Source organism: Paenisporosarcina antarctica, from assembly GCF_004367585.1.
GTDB lineage: Bacteria > Bacillota > Bacilli > Bacillales_A > Planococcaceae > Paenisporosarcina > Paenisporosarcina antarctica.
Genome location: NZ_CP038015.1, coordinates 2,701,329 through 2,724,658, shown reverse-complemented (window position 1 = coordinate 2,724,658; position 23,330 = coordinate 2,701,329). Strand labels below are relative to the sequence as shown.

16 protein-coding genes are annotated in these 23,330 nt (G+C 40.2%); 12 read left to right on the top strand and 4 right to left on the bottom strand.

Annotated elements, in window-relative coordinates; all coding sequences use genetic code 11:
- Positions 1 to 402 carry an IS200/IS605 family transposase gene (tnpA, locus tag E2636_RS13180; protein ID WP_134210610.1) on the top strand — a complete coding sequence of 134 codons (402 nt, stop codon included), beginning with the start codon at positions 1 to 3 and terminating at the stop codon, positions 400 to 402.
- Positions 403 to 407: 5 nt separating this feature from the next.
- Positions 408 to 1,559, top strand: a complete 1,152-nt coding sequence (tnpB, locus tag E2636_RS13175; RefSeq protein ID WP_134210609.1) for an IS200/IS605 family element RNA-guided endonuclease TnpB — start codon at positions 408 to 410, stop codon at positions 1,557 to 1,559.
- A 424-nt stretch (positions 1,560 to 1,983) separates the two neighbouring features.
- On the opposite strand, the gene E2636_RS13170 is transcribed toward tnpB, so the two are convergent.
- Positions 1,984 to 2,421 carry a DUF4181 domain-containing protein gene (locus E2636_RS13170; RefSeq protein WP_134210608.1) on the bottom strand — a complete coding sequence of 146 codons (438 nt, stop codon included), beginning with the start codon at positions 2,419 to 2,421 and terminating at the stop codon, positions 1,984 to 1,986.
- Between the two features lie 555 nt (positions 2,422 to 2,976).
- On the opposite strand from E2636_RS13170, the gene E2636_RS13165 reads away from it, so the two are divergent.
- From E2636_RS13165 to E2636_RS13150, 4 genes are all read left to right on the top strand, one after another.
- Positions 2,977 to 4,227, top strand: coding sequence for an MFS transporter (locus E2636_RS13165; protein ID WP_134210607.1), 1,251 nt, complete (start codon positions 2,977 to 2,979; stop codon positions 4,225 to 4,227).
- 166 nt (positions 4,228 to 4,393) lie between these two features.
- A complete protein-coding gene (locus E2636_RS13160; RefSeq protein ID WP_243840645.1) occupies positions 4,394 to 4,843 on the top strand; it encodes an SRPBCC family protein in 450 nt (149 codons plus the stop codon).
- Positions 4,844 to 4,896: 53 nt separating this feature from the next.
- Positions 4,897 to 5,187 carry an RNA polymerase alpha subunit C-terminal domain-containing protein gene (locus E2636_RS13155; RefSeq protein ID WP_134210606.1) on the top strand — a complete coding sequence of 97 codons (291 nt, stop codon included), beginning with the start codon at positions 4,897 to 4,899 and terminating at the stop codon, positions 5,185 to 5,187.
- Positions 5,188 to 5,419: 232 nt separating this feature from the next.
- Positions 5,420 to 5,929, top strand: a complete 510-nt coding sequence (locus tag E2636_RS13150) for a YoqH family protein (RefSeq protein WP_134210605.1) — start codon at positions 5,420 to 5,422, stop codon at positions 5,927 to 5,929.
- A gap of 259 nt (positions 5,930 to 6,188) precedes the next feature.
- On the opposite strand, the gene E2636_RS13145 is transcribed toward E2636_RS13150, so the two are convergent.
- Entirely contained in the window at positions 6,189 to 6,509 is a 321-nt protein-coding gene (locus E2636_RS13145) for a hypothetical protein (protein ID WP_134210604.1), read from the bottom strand.
- 814 nt (positions 6,510 to 7,323) lie between these two features.
- On the opposite strand from E2636_RS13145, the gene mtnK reads away from it, so the two are divergent.
- Together mtnK and mtnA are read left to right on the top strand one after the other, a co-directional pair.
- Complete coding sequence (mtnK, locus tag E2636_RS13140; protein WP_134210603.1) at positions 7,324 to 8,541, top strand: S-methyl-5-thioribose kinase; 1,218 nt, start codon at positions 7,324 to 7,326, stop codon at positions 8,539 to 8,541.
- A complete protein-coding gene (gene mtnA / locus E2636_RS13135) occupies positions 8,534 to 9,565 on the top strand; it encodes an S-methyl-5-thioribose-1-phosphate isomerase (protein WP_134210602.1) in 1,032 nt (343 codons plus the stop codon). Before mtnK ends, mtnA begins: the two co-directional genes overlap by 8 nt.
- Here mtnA and E2636_RS19585 read toward each other — a convergent pair.
- Positions 9,554 to 9,685, bottom strand: coding sequence for a hypothetical protein (locus E2636_RS19585; protein ID WP_279587104.1), 132 nt, complete (start codon positions 9,683 to 9,685; stop codon positions 9,554 to 9,556). The two genes, mtnA and E2636_RS19585, sit on opposite strands and share 12 nt — an antisense overlap.
- A 67-nt stretch (positions 9,686 to 9,752) precedes the next feature.
- Here E2636_RS19585 and E2636_RS13130 point away from each other — a divergent pair, with 67 nt between their 5' ends.
- From E2636_RS13130 to E2636_RS13120, 4 genes are all read left to right on the top strand, one after another.
- Positions 9,753 to 10,394 carry an L-fuculose-phosphate aldolase gene (locus E2636_RS13130; RefSeq protein ID WP_134210601.1) on the top strand — a complete coding sequence of 214 codons (642 nt, stop codon included), beginning with the start codon at positions 9,753 to 9,755 and terminating at the stop codon, positions 10,392 to 10,394.
- A gap of 133 nt (positions 10,395 to 10,527) precedes the next feature.
- Entirely contained in the window at positions 10,528 to 10,749 is a 222-nt protein-coding gene (locus E2636_RS19025) for a hypothetical protein (RefSeq protein WP_166669527.1), read from the top strand.
- Between the two features lie 2,024 nt (positions 10,750 to 12,773).
- Positions 12,774 to 16,895 (top strand): cell wall-binding repeat-containing protein, encoded by a 4,122-nt coding sequence (locus E2636_RS13125; protein WP_134210600.1) that lies wholly within the window; start codon positions 12,774 to 12,776, stop codon positions 16,893 to 16,895.
- A 1,813-nt stretch (positions 16,896 to 18,708) separates the two neighbouring features.
- Positions 18,709 to 20,199 carry a S1C family serine protease gene (locus E2636_RS13120; RefSeq protein ID WP_134210599.1) on the top strand — a complete coding sequence of 497 codons (1,491 nt, stop codon included), beginning with the start codon at positions 18,709 to 18,711 and terminating at the stop codon, positions 20,197 to 20,199.
- A gap of 1,359 nt (positions 20,200 to 21,558) precedes the next feature.
- Here the strand turns inward: E2636_RS13120 and E2636_RS13115 are convergent.
- Positions 21,559 to 22,818 carry a C40 family peptidase gene (locus E2636_RS13115; RefSeq protein ID WP_134210598.1) on the bottom strand — a complete coding sequence of 420 codons (1,260 nt, stop codon included), beginning with the start codon at positions 22,816 to 22,818 and terminating at the stop codon, positions 21,559 to 21,561.
- Between the last annotated feature and the right edge of the window lie 512 nt (positions 22,819 to 23,330).

Genomic DNA, 23,330 nt, shown 5'->3' with positions numbered 1-23,330 from the left:
ATGTCAGAAGTAAAGCACGGCAGAGGGTATGTCTATGCCATCCAATATCACATAGTTTGGTGCGTTAAATATCGTCACCAATTATTGAGTGGCGATGTAGACAAACGTCTAAAAGAGATTCTACAACAAATTGCCACAGACAACGATTTCACTTTAGCTGAAATTGAGAGTGATCTGGACCACATACATCTCTTAGTCGATTGCACACCACAACATTCCATTCCGAGCATGATCAAAGCGTTGAAGGGTGTTTCAGCAAGACTAATCTTCAAAGAATTTCCACAACTCAAAAAGCAATTGTGGGGTGGTCATCTTTGGAATCCTTCCTATTTTGTGGCAACAGTCAGCGAACAAACAGAAGAACAAATTCGACACTATATCCAAAATCAGAAAGTGAGGTGAAGACAATGATTCGACACAAAGCCTATAAGTATCGCATGTACCCAAATCAAGAACAAGAAATACTGATTGCGAAAACTATCGGTTGCAGTCGATTTGTCTTCAACCACTTTTTGAATAAATGGAATACAGCCTTCAAAGAAACAGGCAAAGGATTGACCTACAATTCCTGTTCATCCCAATTGACCCAACTAAAAAAAGAAATCGACTGGCTCAAAGAAGTGGACAGTATCTCGCTCCAATCTGCGTTGAAGAACTTGGACGATTCATTCAAGCGCTTCTTCAAAAAACAGAACAATTCACCACGCTTCAAGTCAAAGAAGAATCCCGCCCAATCGTACACCACAAAGCAGACGAACGGGAATATCGCTATTGCCGGGAATCAAGTGAAGCTCCCGAAGCTAGGACTTGTGAAGTTTGCCAAGAGTCAAGAGGTCAACGGCAGAATCATTAGTGCCACGATTTCACGTAAAACTAGTGGCAAATACTTCGTATCATTACTAGCAGAGGATGACATTCAAGAATATCCAGAAACAGGATCTACTATTGGCGTCGACGTTGGGTTGAAGGACTTCGCCATCCTTTCAGATGGGACAGTCTACAAGAACCCGAAATACTTCCACAAGATGGAAAAGAAACTAGGCAAAGAACAGCGGATTTTGTCACGAAAAATGCGAATCGCAATCAATCGAAAACAGATGTTGTATGAATGTAGGAATTATCAGAAGCAGAAAGTCAAAGTTGCCCGCATTCATGAGCGAATCACAAACAGTAGAATGGACTACTTGCATAAAATATCGTCCGTGATTGTCAAAAACCACGACATTATCGGGATTGAAGATTTACAAGTGTCCAACATGCTCAAAAACCGCAACCTGTCAAAAGCCATTAGTGAAGTCAGTTGGTCAGCGTTCCGAACGATGCTCGAATACAAAGCGGAATGGTACGGCAAGACAGTTGTTGTCGTCGCCAAAAACTATGCGTCCAGCCAACTATGCTCAACTTGTGGCCATCAACACAAAGCCGTTAAGAATCTCGCTTTGCGTGAATGGGATTGTCCGACATGTAATAGTCATCATGACAGAGATATTAACGCAGGACTTAATCTTCGAAACGAAGCAATTCGTATCTTAACCGCAGGGACTGCGGGGATAGCCTAATAAATTTCCGACCATTAGGTTGGATAACTTAGGAATCTCGTGATTTCAATCACGAGTAGTTCAAAAAGGGTTTAAACTCATATATTCAGATGATTTTATTAAAGAAATACAAAAGATTAATTTTGCAGAAACAATAAAAAAGATAGCTATACCTGTAACTTTCATTCATGGGGCAAAAGATATCCATGTATTTGGTGAGTTAATACAATCATACTCTACTCAATTAGACGCAGTGATGGGAAAACAGGTAATTTGGATGGAGAAGTCCGGCCATGTTTTTCATCCAGAGGATACGGTAAAAATTGAACAACTTTTAATAGAAGAATTGAAACATATTTAATATGCATGAGAAGAGGAAACGAGCCTGGAAATTTCAACTGATTTAAACCTTGGGAACTTCAGATTAAAGAATTGTAACTCTTGGCTATAAGATACCAAAAAAATCAGTCGTATATAATAAAATAAGCAGTATCAGTGTGAAAATTAATTGATAGACAGTAAAAACGTAGGCGTTTGGATTCTTTGCATATCCCTTTTCCATGACTGCTCTTACGGTTTCAGTGACAAATATAAGCACAACCAACAAAAACCATGGTTGCAACAACAAATAGGGTTCCCGAGGGATCCTTGTCACATTAATAAAACCTCCTATTACCATCATGGCAATAAAAAACCACCTAATACTCCAATCGATTTTCTTGTGTTTATCATTTACATGGTTATGAGAAAATGCTTTTCGTTTCTCAACTCCTAACCACCTTCGCATGATGGCATTAAATGAAATCATTAACACGAAATAAACGGTAAGAATGAGAAGTAAGTGAAGTAACTTTAACCAGAACGTCGAATCAAATCCATACACAAAATCTCCCCCAATATTTAATTTAGTAATATGATAATCTATTGGTCTAGACTACTCTGTTTAATATACTTGTCAATAAACTTCTTCTCAATGGTTTATGACTTTTTCTTATTACTTCACAGCAAGAGAATTACAAGAAGAATAAAGATAGTTGCTACGCCTAAAATAGAGGCTTTAAGTTAATAAAACAAGCTGCCTATTAAGGCTCATAATAACTTATAGACTATTATTGAATACCGAAAAAAGCTATGATAAAATGAAATTCACTTAAAGAAATGGAGGTTTTCCTTTTGACAGCATCTATGAGACTTAGAATCCAAACTTTGAACCGTAATTGAATATGGTCAATGCCTCTACCTAAGTGTGGAGCAAATGGGATTAGTCTGTCTTTTTTAGGAAAACTTTATTTTACAGTTATCGAAAAAAAGAGGGTGAATCTACCCTCTTTTTTTGTTGTCTAAAAATAATAATGTAGCTAATCTTTTTCGATAGAGCAAAAAGAACTTAACCATTTACTTTTTACGCAAGAAATATACAGAAAAGGTCGTGAAGAAGATGAATTCGGAATTCGATAATTGGAAAAAGAATATTATTATCTTTTTAAGTAGCCAAACGATATCACTTTTTGGATCCTCACTTGTCCAATATGCGATTATGTGGCATATAACACTTACTACACAATCAGGAATGATGATGGCACTGTTTATATTATGTGGGTTCGTCCCTACATTTATATTATCTCCATTTGGTGGCGTATGGGCAGATCGATACAATCGAAAGGTACTCATTATCTTATCGGATGGACTGATTGCTGTTGCAACACTCATAATGGCCATTGTCTTCCTAATGGGATATGAGGCTATTTGGTTACTATTTGCTATGGCAGCTGTTAGAGCGATTGGAACAGGAATTCAAGGTCCAGCAGTAGGGGCCATTTTACCGCAAATTGTTCCAGAGGATAAACTGACGCGGGTAAGCGGAATTAATGGAAGCATTCAGGCAATTATTATGTTCGTATCTCCTATGGTGAGTGCGGCATTGCTGACGATGGCTACCTTAGAAATCATTTTCTTTATCGATGTGGTCACTGCTGCTATAGCAATCGTCACTTTGCTCGTGTTTTTAAAAATTAAGGTACATGCAAAGGCATCTGAGATACAAACAACAAGCTATTTTAGCGATTTTAAAGCAGGTCTATCGTATATTAATAACCATGCTTTTTTGAAAAAATTCTTTTTGTTTTTCGCATTATTTTTTGTTTTGATGGCACCGGCTGCATTTTTAACTCCATTACAAGTAGTTAGGAGCTTTGGTGATGAAGTATGGCGATTAACTGCAATTGAAATAGCCTTTTCAATTGGAATGATGGTAGGGGGAGGTGTTATAGCTTCGTGGGGAGGCTATTCAAACAAGGTGCACACGATGACACTTGCCACTATAATAATGGGGATTTGTACGATTGGATTAGGGATTATCCCACTATTCTGGGCTTATTTACTCTTCATGGCGATATTCGGAGTGTCAGTGCCATTCTTCAATACTCCGACGATGGTATTAATCCAAGAACGAGTCGAGGGTGATTACTTAGGTAGAGTATTTGGTGTATTTGGAATGATTGCTACATCTATGATGCCGATAGGAATGCTCATTTTCGGGCCTATGGCAGATGTCGTAAAAGTTGAGTGGATCCTATTGGGTACGGGAATGCTTATATTACTACTTGGCATTTTATTAGGAAGAAACCAAGTATTATTAAAAGCAGGTGAGCCTGTAGTTGTTCCAGAGTCATCTGATTTACCTTTATAAGTCTAATACTTCCTAGTCGTGGGGTTATGTCAACTTGCGGTGTATACGAGATACTCCCGGTCGAGGAATTGAATCGATTGTGTTTCGGCTGGATAATGAAATATACAGTGTAATATAAGTTATTGATGATACAATTCAATCCAAAATGGAGATGGGGGACATAATAATGAAGCCAAGTATTATACCTGACCTTTCAACAAGGCCGTTTAATTTGATGGTTGAGCGACTGATGGATGCACCGCCCGATGTACTGTTCCAAGCGTGGACGAAGCAATTCGATCAATGGTTTGCAGCTCCTGGAACTGTGTTAATGGAGGGAGAAATTAACACAGCCTTCTTTTTTGAAACTGAATTTGAAGATACACGTCATCCTCATTACGGACGATTTCTGAGGCTTGAGCAAGACCGTCTCGTCGAAATGACGTGGGTAACTGGTGCCAGGGGAACAAAGGGAGCTGAGACCGTTGTTACAGTTGAACTTGAACAATGCGGCAATGGCACCCAAATACGTCTCACACACGCAGGGTTTCCAGATGAGGAATCAAAGGACCAGCATGAACAGGCATGGCCGTTTGTGCTTGAACAGCTAGACATTCGTATGATAGAACGTTCCTGAAAAATGTTAGGATTTATAATGAAATTGAAATGTTAATGTTTGGAGGAATTATTTTGACAGTAGAAAAAAGTTTAAGAGTTTGTGAAAAGGGACATAAGTATTACAAAAGTAGTGAGTGTCCAAGTTGTCCTACCTGTGATAAAGAGAATAAGCCTAAAAGTGGCTTCCTTTCGAAACTCAGTTCACCTGCAAGAAATGCATTGGTTCACGAAGGGATCGACACTTTGAAAGAACTATCAAAGTTCACTGAAAAAGAAATTTTAAAAATTCATGGTATTGGACCAGCTTCCTTACCTAATATGAGAACCTCATTAGAAGAAGAAGGGTTATCATTTAAAGAATAAATAAACTACAATACTTTACTTCAACTAACTGCCCTTTAGTTGAAGAATCGGCTGACTTTACAGGACAGCTTTTCTTATTGAGTAATGAGTTACCTACTTCCGTGAACGGGTGTTATGTCAACCTACTGAGGTTTTACGGACGGATTATTCAGTCGCTTGTTTAACTATTTATTTGAATAAGAATATTGTCTTATCACATGGAAATACTACCTTAAATTAGGTAGGTGATTAGATGAAAAAAATATCATTAATATCTTTGCTATTGCTATTAAGTCTAACAACGGTGTTATATCTAACTTGGGAAAAACCAACACAAGTAAAGGCAATAAACGAAGAAAGCGAACAATTATTAGAAGCTATTTCAGAGCCCTGTAGTCTAACGTTGGAATCTGTTGATAAAATTCTGGTGAATGCAAAAGGTGTAGCATTAATCTATAAAGTGCAATTAAACCCACCAAGTTTTGCAAGAACTAATATAAGTATTCTTGCTGTTCATCTTCCTGAACCATCTTCTTATGGAGACTTCGATAGCTATGAAGGCTTTGCGTCTATTCCCGAAGAAATAAGTTGGCGTTTTAAGCTTTATCCAACCCCAGAGGATAATGGTCCAAGTTGGGCTGGACGATTTGATTTAATTACAGCAGAAATGAAGAATGTCGAAGTTCAGGTGCGTCTCTCAAATTCCAAAACAGATAAGTTAGGACCAAGTGTTCTAACAAACAGTATTAACAACTGTAAATAGTTAATTCAACTAAATGGTGCTTAGTTGAACAACCGGCTGCCTTTACAAGGTGGCTTTTTCTAATGACCTATACTTTAATCATGTATCTAAACTTAGCATACGTATAGGTTACTGAACTTAGATTGTTGAACGAGTTCTTGAACATTTATGCAAGTGTCAAACCTCAGAAAACACTATAAATACGGGGTGTTCATTAACTCCTGTTTTTCCCAACAAACTCCTTCTGTTCAGCTATTAATCCTAAAGGGATATTATCTTTTTACATACTTTTTAATTCTTCTTTAGAGACAACACGCCAACCATTTGCTTCAAGTTTCTCTATATAGATTTCTATCTTAATTTCCTCAATTTCTAACACAAGTGGTGTTAGAGAAACATAACATTCATTTGAAGCATAATTAATAGTAACCTTAACAATCTCATATCCATTATGAAATCCAGAATGAAACCCCGGGTCAGCTACTATATCCCCTTTAACAGGACGAAAACTGGATTCAAATGTTTTCATCATTAATTCTTGTCTATTATTTTCTTTTTTCTCTTGAACTGATGTAATAAAAATTACCAAATTTATTTTCATAATAGTCTCCTTCTTTACAAAATTATATAAACCCTCTCGATTAACAGTATAAATGAAGACAAGATTCCATACATGATACTACTTTAATTTATGCTTTAAATGTCTAGATAACTTATTACTACCCCTCGTGATCTAATGCTTGATAAAGCGCTACCTAACAATGATTACTGTAGTGACTTTACTACTTATTCAATTCTACATAATTATCCTTATATTTTACCCGCTATTTTACACGAATCACGCGAGAGTCCCATTCTGGATGTTAGCTGATCATCTTTTCTTTCAATTAAAGCTTTGATATAGAATGCTGCAAACTTTATAGTGAGCAAAACCCTTCATTCAAAGAACGCAGAATGATCATTTATAGTCAGTAATGAGCAGCCGAAATTGTATCTTCGGCTGCTTCTTTTCTTAGCAGTAAGTGACCATTCACTACTTAAACCAAAATCAAAGACCTACGCAGGTCAAGGTTGAAGGAGAGCGACGGACGCACACCCGCCGCAAGATTGCCTCTAAAAAAGAAGAATCTGTATGTGACAGCGTCACATACAGATTCTTTTTACTCCCTAGGTTATCCTGCAGCAGATAAGCCGTCCATAGCGAGCCGGGAAACCTACGCTAGCATGCCATCAATAGAGTTTTCTTGCTTTAACGAGCCCAGCGAGAGCACCATCCCATGAATTTCAGGTGATTCCCCAAATGCATGTATCTTATCTTTCTTTGGCACGTAAGTATCACAATCCCCCCTAGCTTTCCCAAAACTTTCCCAAATGATATGATAAAAGAAAAACTACTTTCAAAGGAGCACACTAAAATGCCTTCATTTGAACAATACTTTCTCATGAACACAGACCATGTAAAAGACTACGTCAAAGCCAACATACATACCTTTAAAAATGCACAAAACATAACATGTCTAGAAATCGGCGATGGCAACCTCAACTATGTCTACCGTGTCCTCAACAATGACACCAACGACTCAGTCATAGTCAAACAAGCGGGAACCACTGCACGCATTTCAGACGAATTCGTACTCTCCACAACCCGTAACAAAATCGAAACCGAAGCCCTAATACTTCAACACACACTAGCTCCTGGACTCGTCCCTGAAATCTACCTACTCGATGAAACAATGAGCTGCTGCGTCATGGAAGACCTATCTCACTTAACCATCATGCGTACAGCGCTCACAAAGTTTGAAACATTCCCGAATTTCGCCGAACACATCACCGACTTCATGGTCAACACACTACTGCGCACAAGCGACGTCGTATTAAACCATAAAGACAAGAAAGAACTAGTCCGTAAATTTATCAACCCAGAACTTTGTGAAATCTCGGAAGACCTCGTGTTCACTGAGCCATTCCATAATCAGTTTAACCGCAACGAAGTGACACCTGGCAACGAACAATTCGTCCAAACACATCTGTACTCAAACGAAGAACTACACGTAGAAGTCGCAAAACTAAAATTCCATTTCATGAACAACAGCCAGTCACTCCTTCATGGCGACCTACACACAGGTTCTATTTTCATTGACCAAAACGACACGAAAATGATTGATCCTGAATTCGCATTCTTCGGTCCAATGGGATACGATATCGGAAACATCATGGCCAACCTCATTTTCGCATGGGCAAGAGGGGACGCATATGAACAGAAAGAATTCACCGAATGGGTCGAACACACATTATTCGACGTCTTGGACTTGTTCGACACCAAATTCAACAAAGCATGGGACGAATATGCAACTGAAGTTGTCGCCAAAAATTCGGACTTCAAACAACATTATATGCAAAATATTCTTAAAGACACAGCGGGCATGGCGGGACTCGAACTCGCACGGCGCATCGTCGGACTAGCAAAAGTAAAAGACATCACCACTATAGAACCAATTGAAAATCGCCTAAAAGCAGAACGACTCTGCCTACGCGTCGCACAAACATTGATTCTGAATCCACATGATTTTAGTCATGGTGGAGATTACGTAACGGCACTCCAAAACGCACGACAGGAGGAAAAAAATGACTGAAGCACTCAATCCGATCCAGTGGAAAAACAACGCACTGGTGCTACTTGACCAAACCAAATTACCAAATGAAATCGTCTATGAAGAATTCACCACCGTCGAAAGCGTCTGGGATGCCATCGTCACCATGAAAGTCCGCGGTGCCCCGGCTATCGGCGTCGCAGCTGCATATGCCGTGTACCTAGGTGTTCGCGACCTTAAACCAGACCTAGACCAAACCGTTTTGGGCAAAGTAGTGCAGAAACACGTCGCGTATTTAGCCACATCTAGACCGACCGCTGTGAACTTATTTTGGGCACTCGAACGCATGACAGCAGTTAAAATCACGGACGCTAGTTATAAAGAAGCACTATTAGCAGAAGCACAAGCCATTCATAAAGAAGATGAAGAAATCAACCGCATGATTGGCGAGAATTTATTAACATTACTATCTGACGGTATCGGGATTTTAACCCATTGTAACGCTGGCGCTCTCGCGACATCGAAATATGGAACCGCAACTGCTCCCATGTATTTAGCAAAGGAAAAAGGCTGGAATTTTAAAGTATATGCTGACGAAACACGTCCGCGTTTACAAGGTTCAACATTAACTGCACTTGAATTAAGCAGAGCGGGCATCGATGTCACGGTCATTACGGACAGCATGGCAGCAATGGTCATGTCTCAAGGCAAAGTCCAAGCCGTCATTGTAGGTTGTGACCGCGTCGCAGCAAACGGAGATACAGCCAATAAAATCGGCACACTCGGCGTCTCCATTTTAGCTAAACATTACGGCATCCCGTTCTACGTAGCAGCACCAACACCAACAATCGACCTAAACACGCCAAACGGAGCGGGCATACCAATAGAAGAAAGACATAAATCCGAAGTCATCGAAGGCTTCGGTAAACTCACAGCACCTGCCGACGTAAAGGTCTATAACCCAGCCTTCGACGTCACACCCGCCCAACACATAACGGCAATCATCACCGAAAAGGGCATTGTGCGAGCACCTTATGGGGAAAACCTAGAGAAATTATTCTCTTAAAGCGTTCTTAATCAGGTGTTCCGCGAGAGTATGGTCGCCACCGTTTAGGATTTCTTTCTTAAAGAATGGATAGCCAACAGGAAATGTGGCAGGTGGTTTGCCTGCCACCCATTTAAGCATGTGGGTTTAGTATTTTCTTTCTTTAAGTAATACCGATAAAGGAACTACTACACATAAGGAGGACACACTGATGTTCATGAAAGAGCGCAATGTACTTGTTGATTATTGTAAGTTACTGAAGACGAGGGGCCTTACAAAAGGGACGGGAGGCAATATTTCCATCTTTAATCGAGAATCTGGCTATATGATCATTAGTCCGAGTGGTGTTGACTACGATATCATGACGACTGAAGATGTAGTTGTGTGCGACTTACAAGGGAACATTATTGAAGGGGAAAGAAAGCCTTCGAGTGAATTTCCTATGCATGCGATTTTCTATCAGAAACGCACAGACATAAATGCCGTTGTCCACACACACTCTCTAAACGCTAGCGTACTTGCTTCACTTCGATGGAGTTTACCTGCAGTATCGTATTTAGTTGCATTTGCGGGGAAAAATGTACGCTGTGCTAAATATGCTAGTTTCGGAACACCGGAACTAGCAACCCATGCTTTCGATGCAATGCAAGATCGTCAAGCAGTTCTGCTAGCGAATCACGGACTACTCGCAGGAGCGGGCAATCTGGCAACAGCATTTGATATCGCAGAAGAAATCGAATTCTGTTGCGAAGTATACTTAAAAGCGAAAACAGTCGGAGAGCCAGCCATCCTAGATGATAAAGAAATGGCTCATATGGCCGAACAATTTAAAACATACGGCCAAAAATAGTCGAAATTCACAATAGTGGGTGGCACCTTTCCCCCTTTTGGTACCTGTGCATTTTGGGCGTAATAGTGCCACCCGGCTCAAATGGACAAAAACAAGTGGAGGGATAAAGGTTTCCGACTCGCTATGGACGGCAATGCCACTGCAGAATAACTTGGGGAATAAAGAGAACGAGCGATGTGACGTTTTCACATCGCTCGTTTTCTATTTTGGCTGGCAATATTGCGGCGGATTTCCGTCCGTCGCTCGCCTACAACCAATAAGTGCACAGTTCTTTGATTTTGGTTTATTAGTGAATAGACACTTACTACCTAGAAAAGAAGCGGCCGAAGATGAAATTTCGGCCGCTCGTTACTAACTATAAAGATACTATCTGCGTTATTTGAAAGAAGTCTTTCCATGCTCTACCGTAGCTGTGTAAGAAACGAATGCGCTCAATTTGTGGGTTACACTAATACGGAAAATTACTATAAGCTATTCCATTTTACAGACGTAGGTAGAGGGGGTTTCCGGAGCGTAGCGAAAACAAAACCATTTTAAGTCCTCTTCAAACAGAGTGTAAAAACCTATAGAGGAGTCACTTCGCTGTCGCTTCTTGGCTTTTTTTCGTTAGTGAAAGAGTCTTACTAAAAGTCTTCATTTATTAGTAGCCGTTTCAACAAGTTAACTAGTTTATGAGACGTGTTTGGCCGATAAATCTCCAGAATGGCCGATAAAATGCTCAAGTTGGCCGATAAACACCCGAACTTGACCGATAAATAATTTATATAGGAAACAGTCGTTTAAAACGAGTCTCATGAAACAAGTTAACTAGCTAATGAAACGAATTTCGATAAAACTTGAGCCATATGGTTGTCTTTGGCCAATACTTTTTGATCGATCTCCCGCGAGATTATCACCACGCGCAAACAAAATGGATACTTTTTCGCTACGCTCCTGTTTAAATTCAGGTGATGATGGACCTCCCCTAAGTATCTTAAAACATACGAAAACCTTGCTACTATCAAGGGACTATAGAAAATGGAATTGCACCCACTTTAATACAAGCACAAATGGGCCGAAATTGTATCTTCGGCCCATTCCTTTCTAAGTAGTAAGTGACCATTCACTAGTAAACCAAACCCAAAACACTATGCACATTGAGGTTGAAGGCGAGCGAAGGACGCACAACCACCGCAAGATTGCCTCTAAAAAAGAAGAATGGTGATGTGACAACGTCACATCACCATTCTTCTATACTCTATAGGTTATGATGCAGCCGATGTGCCGTCCACAGCGAGCCGGAAACCTAAGCAGATGCAGTGGCTCAATAGCTCTGCCACTTACTTAGTATTAGGGTTTATATTTTCGTTAACGAGCACCGCGAAAGTATGATCTGCCATAGTTTATTTGTTCTTTCTATAAAGATGCAAGATAGGATTTCACAAACTATGCAGTGTGTGAAATCCATTCAGGTTGTGGAATTGCACCCACTTTACAACAAGCAGAAATGGGCCGAAATTGTATCTTCGGCCCATTCCTTTCTGAGCAGTAAGTGACCATTCACTAGTAAACCAAACCCAAAACACTATGCACATTGAATTGAGGTTGAAGGCGAGCGAAGGACGCACAACCGCCGCAAGATTGCCTCTAAAAAAGAAGAATGGTGATGTGACAACGTCACATCACCATTCTTCTATACTCTATAGGTTATGATGCAGCCGATGTGCCGTCCACAGCGAGCCGGAAACCTAAGCAGATGCAGTGGCTCAATAGCTCTGCCACTTACTTAGTATTAGGGTTTATATTTTCGTTAACGAGCACCGCGAAAGTATGATCTGCCATAGTTTATTTGTTCTTTCTATAAAGATGCAAGATAGGATTTCACAAACTATGCAGTGTGTGAAATCCATTCAGGTTGTGGAATTGCACCCACTTTACAACAAGCAGAAATGGGCCGAAATTGTATCTTCGGCCCATTCCTTTCTAAGCAGTAAGTGACCATTCACTAGTAAACCAAACCCAAAACACTATGCACATTGAGGTTGAAGGCGAGCGAAGGACGCACAACCGCCGCAAGATTGCCTCTAAAAAAGAAGAATCTTTATGTGACAACGTCACATAAAGATTCTTTTTAATCCCTAGGTTATCCTGCAGCAGCCGTGCCGTCCAAAGCGACCCAGAAACCAGAGTCCACACAGTGGTTCAATTACTTCACTTAGGTTTGTAGTTCTCTTTCGTTAACGAGCCATGAGAGAGTATGCTTAAATTAACATAAAAGTCAGACTTCTTACCTATCTTTACAAAAAGCATACAATATTTACACAATATTATGGAAAACGATTCCAATAGTTTGATATAATTTGAACGTATAACAAAACACACACTGAGGAGTGGAAATGGATGTCGAAAGAAGGTATTTTGAAACATGCTCTTAGTAAGATGCTACTCGCAATCTTACTAGTAATTTCAATGGTAGCACCTTTTATCACAGCACCAAGTGTACAAGCAGCTGACACAATAACTGTAGCTGAAGCGATTGCCAACAACACTGGCGCAGCAACAGTAAAAGGATTTATTGTCGGAACAGCAAGCAGTGGCTCGAGTTATGACCAAGATCCACCATTTACCGTTAATTCAAATGTCGGACTAGCAGACAGTCCGGATGAAACAAACGCAGCTAAAATCCTGCCAGTTCAATTACCTAACACTGCTGTTCGTACAGCAATCAATTTAAAAGATAACCCAGAAAACTTTAAAGCTGAAGTAACCATAACTGGAAATCTAGAAGCTTATTTCTCGGTTCCAGGTTTAAAAAGTGCAAGTGCATACACCATCATTTCTGAAGGCGAACCAGCACCAGAAGCTGAAGAAATGGCTGACATCGCTGCTGCTCGTGCAGTAACTGATGAAACAAAATTAATCAAAGTAACTGGAACTGTAACAACAGGTACTGGATTCTGGGGCGGTAAAGCGTTCTATATCCAAGACGACTCAGCTGGTATTTATGTATACACAACAGCAGCTGACGTTCAACCTGGTGACATCGTTGAGCTTGAAGGGAAAGTAAGCCCATACAATGGCGAACTTCAAATTCAACCATCTAAAATTTCCGTTAAATCTTCAGCAAACCCACTACCAGCAGCACAAGACATCACCCCAGCTGGAGTGAAAGAAGACACACAAGCTGAACGTATTCTATTAAACAATGTCACGATTTCGGACTTAACAAAAGTAAATGATTACGGTACATTCGAATTCACTGCAACACATGAAAATGGTGAATCTGTTGTCATCCGTAACGATAACCGTAATGGCTTGGCTTATGACGACTTCATCAAACGCTACAAAAATGGCGATCTTGTAAATGTTTCTGGGATCGCATCTAAGTTCGATACAACTTACCAAGTGAAAACACTAGGTCTTGAAAGCTTTGACCTAGTAAATAAACCTGCAGTTTACACAGATATTTTCCCTGGAACAGTATCTGAAGGAACAGAAATTTCATTAATTACACCAATCGAAGGCGCGACGATCTACTATACGGTAGACGGATCAACACCAACACCAGCAAGCACACAATATACAACACCTATTACCTTAACAAAAGACGCAACAATCAAAGCCATCGCTGTAAGTGACAAGACTTCTGAAGTTTTCTCATTTACGTATAAGATCTTGAAAGTGGACAACCTATTCATCCGTGATATTCAAGGGGATGGCCATTATTCAGATTACGAAGGTGCTAACGTAAAAGATATCACGGGTGTTGTTACTCACCTGTATAACGGTGCGAACTTTGTCATCCAAGATATCAACCCAGATGACGACAACACGACGTCTGAAGCACTCATTGTAAACAAAGCTTCAAATGGACTAAAAGTAGGTGACCTAGTTACCGTTGAAGGAACAGTTGAAGAGTGGTTTTACGAAGGCTATTCAGACATGAAATCAAATGATTTACCAGTTACACGTATTCGTGCAACTTCAACAGTAGCTTCAGAAACAGCAACAATTCCTGCACCATTAGTAATCGGAGTGGACATCTTCCCACCAACTGAAATGATCGACAACGATCAATTGACATCTTTTGATCCTGAAGAAGATGGCATTGATTTCTGGGAATCGGTTGAATTAATGCGCTTATCAGTTCCAAATGCGAAAGTAGTAGGTCCACAAAAATACGGAGAAGTCGTGGTAGTAGCAGAAAACTCTACGAACAATGATTTTAATGTTTTAGGTGGTATCAACATCTCAGCAACTGATTACAACCCAGAACGTATTATTGTAGACTTTGATAATGAAGATTACGATGCAAAATCTGGTGACTATTACACAGGAAACATTATTGGCGTTATGGGCTTCGGCTTTGGTAATTACAAACTGTGGGCACAAGAATCGGATTTACCTGACATCACACGAGTCGACAAACCTAATCTAGTAACCGATATCGAGCCAGTGGAAGACAAACTGAACGTAGCAGCATATAACGTTGAAAACTTCTCGAATAATAGCACACAAACACCGGATGAAAAAGTAGAGAAAATTGCACGCTCATTCGTCGACAACATGAAATCACCTGATATTATCACGCTTGTAGAAGTCCAAGATAATGATGGTGCAACAGCTTCAAACAATCCTGATGCGACTGAAAGCTATGAACGTCTAATAGCAGCAATCGTGGCAGCTGGAGGTCCAACATACGAATGGACGGACATCGCGCCAGAATACAATGAAGACGGTGGACAACCAGGCGGGAATATCCGCGTAGGTTACCTATACAATCCAGAACGTGTAACACTTTCTAAAGGAACAAAAGGCAGTTCAACGGAAGCCGTAACTTGGGTAGATGGAGAACTCTCTAAAAACCCTGGTAGAATCCTAGACTTGCCTCAGGCAAACACACGTAAACCATTAGCAGCTCAATTTGAGTTCCAAGGTGAGAAAGTAGTCGTGATCGGCACTCACTTAAATTCTAAAGGTGGAGACCAACCGTTATTTGGGAAAAACCAACCTCCATTTTTAGGTTCAGAAGCGGAACGTATTGAACTTGCGACCATGATTAATGACTTTATTAAAAAAGGACAAGAACAAGATCCAAACCTAAAAGTAATCTTAGCTGGTGATATGAATGATTTCGAATTCACACCAACACTTGAGGCACTTAAAGGTGGAATCTTGACGAATATGATTGAAAAAGTACCAGCTGGGGAACGTTTCACTTACTATTATCAAGGAAATAATCAAGTTCTTGATCACATCCTAGTATCTGATAATTTGGCTGAAAGAACACAAGTCGACATCATCCATGTCAACTCTAACTACATGGAAATTCACGGTCGTGCATCTGACCATGAACCAGTATTAATTCAAGTGGACTTAAAAGATCCAGTCGATGCTGTTAAAACATTGTCAGTTAATAAGACAACTGTTGATTTAGAAGTAGATGCAACAGAGCAATTAGTAGTAACAGAAACAACAACAAAAGCTGACGACACATCTACAGATGAAGACGTTACAGCAACTGCAACATATAACGGCTTCGACACAGAAGTGATTTCTGTAAATGCTGGTTTGATTACAGCAAAGGCAGAAGGAACTACTAGCATCACAGTGACGGTTGGCGACAACACGAAAACTGTAAATGTTACGGTACAAAAAGGCGCGAAAACAGTCGAACGCATTTCAGGAACCGATCGCATTAAAACAGCAATCGCTATTTCTAAAAAAGGATGGGATACCGCTAATACCGTTATTCTAGCGCAAGGGTACGATTTCCCAGATGCGCTTGCTGCATCTCCACTTGCGTATCAATTAGATTCACCGATTCTTTTAACAAAACAGAACACATTGAGCGCTGAAACGATTGCAGAGCTGAAGCGTTTAGAAACGAAGAAGGTCATCATCGTTGGTGGAGAACTCGCGATATCTCAAGAGGTAGTGAATACTCTTTATTCACATGGTATTTTTGTCGAGAGAATAGCGGGCAAGAATCGCTTTGAGACAGCAATGAAAATCGCAAAACGAATGGGTGGCAATCCAACGAAAGCCATCGTCACAGATGGATTCAGTTTTCCGGATGCATTGACGATTTCGTCATATGCTGCACAAAACGGCTATCCAATTTTGTTAACGAAAACGAATAGTCTACCTAGTGAAACGAAAGATGCATTACAGTCGATTCCGAATACGATTGTAATGGGTGGGACTTTGGCCGTTTCAACTTCTGTATTTGACCAATTAAATAAACCTGTTCGAATTGCAGGTAAAAGTAGATATGAGACGGCGGTAGCTGTAATTGAGATGTTGGATCTGTCTACGGATAAGGTATATGTGGCAACTGGTGAAGCTTTTGCGGATGCTATGACAGGTTCGGTATTAGCGGCTAAGAATAAGGCACCTATTATCTTGGTACGACATAATGGGATACCGCAGCCAACTGCAGATTTGATTGAGAAATATGATATTCGTAATTTCACGCTTTTGGGCGGGGAGTTAGCAATAGGCAAAGACTTGTTTGAATAATTTTGTAGATAGGTAGTGTCAGTAAACGGGGGCAGAACCTACTCAAGGTTTCCGGTTCGCTAAGGACTGCAAAAACCGCTGCACCATAACCTATAGAGTAAAAAGGAGCTGTCCTAAAAGTCATAAAATATGACAAAGGGCAGTTTCCTTTTTTTAGTAGAGGTAGATTTCCGTTTCAGCGCACTTCCATGTTTCGAAGCTAGCGAAGCGATGCAGAAACAGACGGACGCATTCCGCGGGCATGGCCTCAGTCTCCTCGACGAGCAAGCTCGTCTGTGGGGTCTTCAGCTCATGCTATTCCCGCTGGAAAGATATTGGACGAAACTTTCATTCGTCCAATATCTTTGCGACGAGTAACCGCAGGAGCACATTTTTTTCTCGCCGTCTTCCACTCCAATCATCCTTAAGTTTATCATGTGCAAAACAGACAACCGTAATGGCAATCTTGCATCAGGTGTGCGTAGAAAATAGGTTCACGTTCACAAAAAGTATCACCGAATATACGGCTGCTTGTTTCTACCTATAAAGGATCATTCTACTTTACTTGAAAGAAGGTTTGGATCACTACAAAGGTTGCAACATTCTGTATTAAAGCTTTATCAAAAGAAAAGATAAACGGCTGGAACCATACTTTAGTGGAACGCCCTTAAAGTTACTATAAAATAAACGGTGGCAACCTAGGACATCTGCTGCGCCTGATCCCGTTGAGGTAGCTTATTAAAGAAGCAGCCAGCTATTCGCTAGCAGAACACCTGGAAAAAAAGCTTAAGACAATTGTGGCTCAAGTTTATCTATCGAGTGACAATGAATGAAAGGTATCGCTCGCTCTTGTTTGAATTCTCGTGCCGGGGTGTCTTACCTAAGTACGTTAAATCATACAGACACCTTATTGCTTTCCAGGTTTGTAGAAAATGGGGTTGTAGCCATATTAAAACTGGCAGAAATTGACCGAAATTGTATCTTCGGTCAATGGTTTTTAATAAACTAAGTGTTTATTCACTAGTTAAACCAAAATATAAGAACTATGCATGTCGAGGTTGAAGGCGAGCGACGGACGCACACTCGCCGCAAGATTGCCTTAAAAAAAGAATAATGTTGATGTGACAACGTCACATCAACATTATTTTTATTCTATAGGTTATGATGCAGCAGCTGTGCCGTCCACAGCTTGCCGGAAACCTGAGAGATGCAGTGGCAAATTCCATTTATTAATCATTTGGGTTTAAAATTTCTTTAACAGCACCTGAGAGTATGGGCAGCCACTGTTTGTTTTTTCTTTCTTTAAATATTCAAGACGGGATTTTGCAAACGAAATAGTGTGCAATATCCGTCTGGTTTGTGGAATTGAAAATGCGTTAAAACTAGCAGAAATTGACCGAAATTGTATCTTCGGTCAATGGTTTTTAATAAACTAAGTGTCCATTCACTAGTTAAACCAAAATAAAAGACCTATGCACGTTGAGGTTGAAGGCGAGCGACGGACGCACACTCGCCGCAAGATTGCCTTTAAAAAAAGAGTAATGTTGATGTGACAACGTCACATCAACATTATTTTTGTTCTATAGGTTATGATGCAGCAGCTGTGCCGTCCATAGCGAGCCGGAAACTTAAGCAGATGCAGTGGCTCAATATCGCGCTGTAATTGTGTCTAATTTTTCCAACCACTAACATAAGCACAGCAAAGAATTCTTCCATTCAAGGTAGTATTTAGATAAATATATTTAAAGGTCAATGTAACTTTTTGTTTGCACTATCGTCAAATGGGTATAGGCTATAGTAATGTGGTGAAATATTAAAGAGAGTGTGATGCAGAGTGGACCAGCCTAAACGATACAAAGAACCAGTTCCCAAAAAACCTAGCTCCAAAAAAGCATCAACCATTAAAACTCTCATTCTATTACTTGCAATTTCGCTTATTGCGGGTTTATTTATCTGGTTGCAATTTTTCCCAAAACCAGTAGAAGAAGCGATTGAAAAAGAACCTAAAGTAGAAGACACGACTAAAGAAATCAAACCGACTACAGAAATAGTCACTGAAACCGAAGAAACCAAAAATCCAGAGGGCGTTGTGACACGCGATGAGCAAGAACCCTCAAAATCAGATACAACAGAATCAGATGAATCAGAATTGGAATCAACAGATCCGGTTATAGTCGAAGAAGAACCTGTAGAGGAACGTGTTGAAGAACGCGATCAAGAGGCGATTCTAGCGTCCGCATTGCCAAAGGTCTATACAGTCTACACAGACTCACAACAAGGCTCTGGCTTCCTTTATAACGCGAATGGCGACATTGTCACAAATGCACATGTTGTTGATGGTTACAGTACAGTGACTGTTATGAACAATGCAGGAGTGAAATTTGTTGGTCAAGTAATTGGTATTTCAGAATCCATTGACATTGCCCTTATTCGAGTTGAAGCAATTGTCGGCAAAGAGCCGATGATTATGGATTTAAATAAATCAGCCGAAGGCACGAGCGTGATTGCGATTGGTAGCCCTAATAATAAATCCAATACAGCGACAATGGGTAAAGTTACGGCTACAGGAAAAGATTTTTATGAGAGCTTTACCTATACGGATTTGTATGAAATTGACGCACCTATTGCACCAGGTAGTAGCGGGGGACCACTACTAGACGCCAAGAGCGAGAAAGTCATCGGCGTAAACTCGATAATATTAACGGACAATCCATCGATTGGCTACAGCATACCGGTCTATTCCGTTTATCAGTTACTAAAATCGTGGGCAACAAATCCAATAGAATCAAAAGATCCAGTTATTCAAAAACCTGAAGATGCATATTTTGATAAAGAATATTTATCCGTGTTCATAGAGGGATATATGACGTTATACACATATGCACAAAATGAAGTGAATTTCAGTTATTTGGAAGGGTACTTATTACCGGATTCTCCTGTATATAATTCAGAGAAGGAGATTATAAGTAACCTGAAGGATCAACAAAAACAATTTACTATTAATCAATTCACTATGGGTGATATTAAAATTCATGACAACTTAGCCATTATAACAACTACAACTGAAACGTTAATTGAACAAAAAGGGAAAAAGTCTTCTATAGTTAAAGAGCAAGTTGTATATGATGTAGTCATCGATGAGTATGGGGATTATATGATTAAAAATATGACAAGGGTTTATCTTAGCTATCCTGAAGAGGTCAAAGTAGATCCAAAAGATGAAGAAGAAGTTAAACCTGAGGATCAACCAAAAGAAGACGAAGTAGAGGAAGAAAAAGCACCTGAAGAAACTACTCCTGAAGAAGTGCCGGCAAGTGAAGAGTAATTGTAGGATTATGAACATTTGCATCGACCAGGGTTTCCGTCTCGCTATGGACGGCACATCTACTGCATCATAACCTTTTGAGTAAGAAGCATATTTATGTGACGTTGTCACATAAACATGCTTCTTTTTTTGAGGCAATCTTGCGGCAGATGTGCGTCCGTCGCTCGCCTACAACCTCAACGTGCAAAGTATTTTGGATTTGGCTTACGAGAGAATAGAAACTTATTGTCTAGAAAGGAATGGGCCGAAGATACAATTTCGGCCCATTTCTGCTTGTTATAAATTGTCTACAATCCCATTTTCCACAGACCTGGAAAGCAGTAAGGTTTCCGCATGATTCAACGTGCTTTGGTTAGACACCTCTGCACGTGAATTCAAATAGGAGCGTAGCGAAAACAAAACTATATTATTTAGTTCGTTGCCGTTTTTGTGGTCTAGATCTAAGAATGTTTTCAGGTGTTCCGCTAGAATTTAATCCCAGATGCAGGCCACAATTTGGGGGCAATGGTGTCTCTGCATCGGAAAGAAGTATCCTGCTAGCGAATAGCTGGCTGCTTCTTTAAATAAACTACCTCCACGGGTTCAGGCGTAGCGGATGTCCTAGGTTGCCAAGCATCACTACGTTCTGCCAGGCACGCCCACTGAGATCGTGCATCTGCCGCCGTTTATCTTTTCTTTCGTTAAAGCTTTAATACAGGATGTAGCAACCTGTGAAGTGTGCCAAACCTTCTTTCAAATAACGTAGAATAATCCTTTATAGGTGGAAACAAGCAGCCGTATCTTCGGCGATACTTTTTGTAAAACGTGAACCTATTCTCTACGCACAACCGACGCAAGATTGCCTTTACGAACGAAGGGGCTTCTAATAAGTCCTCAATAAAGTATAAGTGGAGAAAAATAAGTCTTTTATCTGGATTTACATTTGAACATTGTAAACAAGTTATAGTTGTCTGTTTTGCACATGATAAACTTAAGAATGATTGGAGTGGAAGACGGCGACTCCAGCGGGAATAGCATGAGCTGAAGACCCCGGAGGCGAGCTTGCTCGTCGAGGAGGCTGAGGCCATGCCCCGCGGAAAGCGTCCGTCTGAAACGGAAATCTACCTTTACTATAAAGAAAAGGGAACTGCCCTGTGTCATATTGTATGACTTTTAGGACAGTTCCTTCTTAATCTCTAGATTATGGTGCAGCAGCTGTGTCGTCCAGAGCGAACCGGAAACCTATGTAGATGTAGTGGTTTCAATAAATCTGCCGCACTTAAGCTTGGCACTATCTTTCTTTAACGAGCACCGCGAGAGTAACATCCAAAAAAAAAAAAAGCCATTCCGAATTTCGGAATAGCTTTTTCATACATACGATCAATCAGCTGCATATAAACGTTTGAAGCCGGTAAACTTACCGCCCCAATACGAATTACTTAAACTTGTGATTTGCACACGGTCGCCACCAGCATGAATGAACTGGTTGTTTCCGATATAGATACCCATATGAGAAATACCAGGACGGTACGTATTAGAGAAGAATACTAAATCCCCAGGTACTGGATTTGATATATCATAAGAACGAGCATCAAAGCCAGTTGTATTCGTACGAGATACATCTAAACCGGCTTGTTTGTATACATAATAAATGTAACCGGAACAATCAAAACCAGATGTTGATGAGCCACCCCATACATATGGAATTCCTTGTAATGGTTTCGCTACGTTAATCACTTTTTGATAAAGGCTTGAGCCGGCTACTGGTGTAGCAGGCACTGGAGTAGGAGCTGCTACAGGAGCAACCTCTCCAGATCCACCGATTGACAGTTTTTGACCAATACGAAGTGCCGTTGAAGTTAAGTTATTCCAACTCATAATTTGGTCTACAGTTACACGATGACGATAAGCGATTCCTGATAAAGTATCTCCACTAACAATTGAATATACTGAGTTACCAGGTTTTGCTGACGCTACTGGTGCAGGCTTTGGAGCTACCGCAACCGGAGCTGCAGAAGCTTTACCAGACACTTTTAACACTTGTCTAGGATAAATGATATGTGAAGTTATGTTATTTAATTGTTGAATATTTGTTACGGTCGTATTGTGAAGATTTGCGATTCGCCCTAATGTGTCACCACTCTTCACTACGTATGTAGAAGTTGCTGTAGCTACGGGTGTAACAGTTTTTGCAGGTGCACTTGGAGCTTTTGTAGCGGCGACTGCTGTTCCGGATATAGTAATAACTTGTCCAGGATGAATAATATGTGATGATATGTTATTTAATTTTTGAATATTAGTTACAGTCGTTTTATGATCCAACGCAATACGGCCTAACGTATCTCCACTTTTAATGGTATATGTAGTCGTATTTGATGACGCTTGGGTTTTACTTGGTGCAGCAGATGCTGTTTGAGTAGTACCTGTTGATGCTAAAAGTAAAGATTGTCTTGGAAAAATGGTGTCTGATTTTAGGTTATTCAATTCTTTAATTTGAGATATTGTAGTCCCATTGGCTGCTGCGATTTTCCATAATGAATCACCAGATTTGACGGAATATGAACTTGCTTCAGTATCTCCTACTGAAATCATTGTTGCTAATGCTGTCGTTGCTAGTGCTGAAAAGGCAATTTTTTTCATGCATTATCTCCCTATGTATCAAATTTTTTCACCTATTAGTTCCTTATAGTATCGGTTATGCCACCATTTGACAATATAATTTTAGAATATTTACTAGATTTATAGAATATTTTGATTTTATTTCGCATATAGCGAGGAAACAAGGCCAATGTATCTACTAGGTTTCCGGTTTGCTATGGATGGCAAACCGGCTGCATCATAACCTAAGGAATAAAAAGCATTTTGATGTGATAACTCACATCAAAATGCTTCTTTTTTTAAGGCAATCTTGCGGAGGGTTTGCATCCGTCGCTCGCCTACAACCAATAAGTGCACAGGTCTTTGATTTTGGGTTACTAGGGAATAGACACTCACTATGCAGAAAGAAAGCCGCCGAAGATGCAATTTCGGCGACTTGTTGCTAACTATAAAGAATCTATCTGCGTTACTTAAAAGAAAAGTTTAGCACACTACACAGGTTGCAAAATCCTATTCTGAAGCTTTAAAGAAAGAAAAGATAAACTGAAGTAGAC

What these genes read in the sequence shown, in the direction of transcription:
- tnpA (WP_134210610.1), top strand. Translation starts at nt 1, where the DNA reads ATGTCAGAAGTAAAGCACGGCAGAGGGTATGTCTATGCCATCCAATAT.
- tnpB (WP_134210609.1), top strand. Translation starts at nt 408, where the DNA reads ATGATTCGACACAAAGCCTATAAGTATCGCATGTACCCAAATCAAGAA.
- E2636_RS13165 (WP_134210607.1), top strand. Translation starts at nt 2,977, where the DNA reads ATGAATTCGGAATTCGATAATTGGAAAAAGAATATTATTATCTTTTTA.
- E2636_RS13160 (WP_243840645.1), top strand. Translation starts at nt 4,394, where the DNA reads ATGAAGCCAAGTATTATACCTGACCTTTCAACAAGGCCGTTTAATTTG.
- E2636_RS13150 (WP_134210605.1), top strand. Translation starts at nt 5,420, where the DNA reads ATGAAAAAAATATCATTAATATCTTTGCTATTGCTATTAAGTCTAACA.
- E2636_RS13145 (WP_134210604.1), bottom strand. Translation starts at nt 6,509, where the DNA reads ATGAAAATAAATTTGGTAATTTTTATTACATCAGTTCAAGAGAAAAAA.
- mtnK (WP_134210603.1), top strand. Translation starts at nt 7,324, where the DNA reads ATGCCTTCATTTGAACAATACTTTCTCATGAACACAGACCATGTAAAA.
- mtnA (WP_134210602.1), top strand. Translation starts at nt 8,534, where the DNA reads ATGACTGAAGCACTCAATCCGATCCAGTGGAAAAACAACGCACTGGTG.
- E2636_RS19585 (WP_279587104.1), bottom strand. Translation starts at nt 9,685, where the DNA reads ATGCTTAAATGGGTGGCAGGCAAACCACCTGCCACATTTCCTGTTGGC.
- E2636_RS19025 (WP_166669527.1), top strand. Translation starts at nt 10,528, where the DNA reads ATGCCACTGCAGAATAACTTGGGGAATAAAGAGAACGAGCGATGTGAC.
- E2636_RS13125 (WP_134210600.1), top strand. Translation starts at nt 12,774, where the DNA reads ATGTCGAAAGAAGGTATTTTGAAACATGCTCTTAGTAAGATGCTACTC.
- E2636_RS13115 (WP_134210598.1), bottom strand. Translation starts at nt 22,818, where the DNA reads ATGAAAAAAATTGCCTTTTCAGCACTAGCAACGACAGCATTAGCAACA.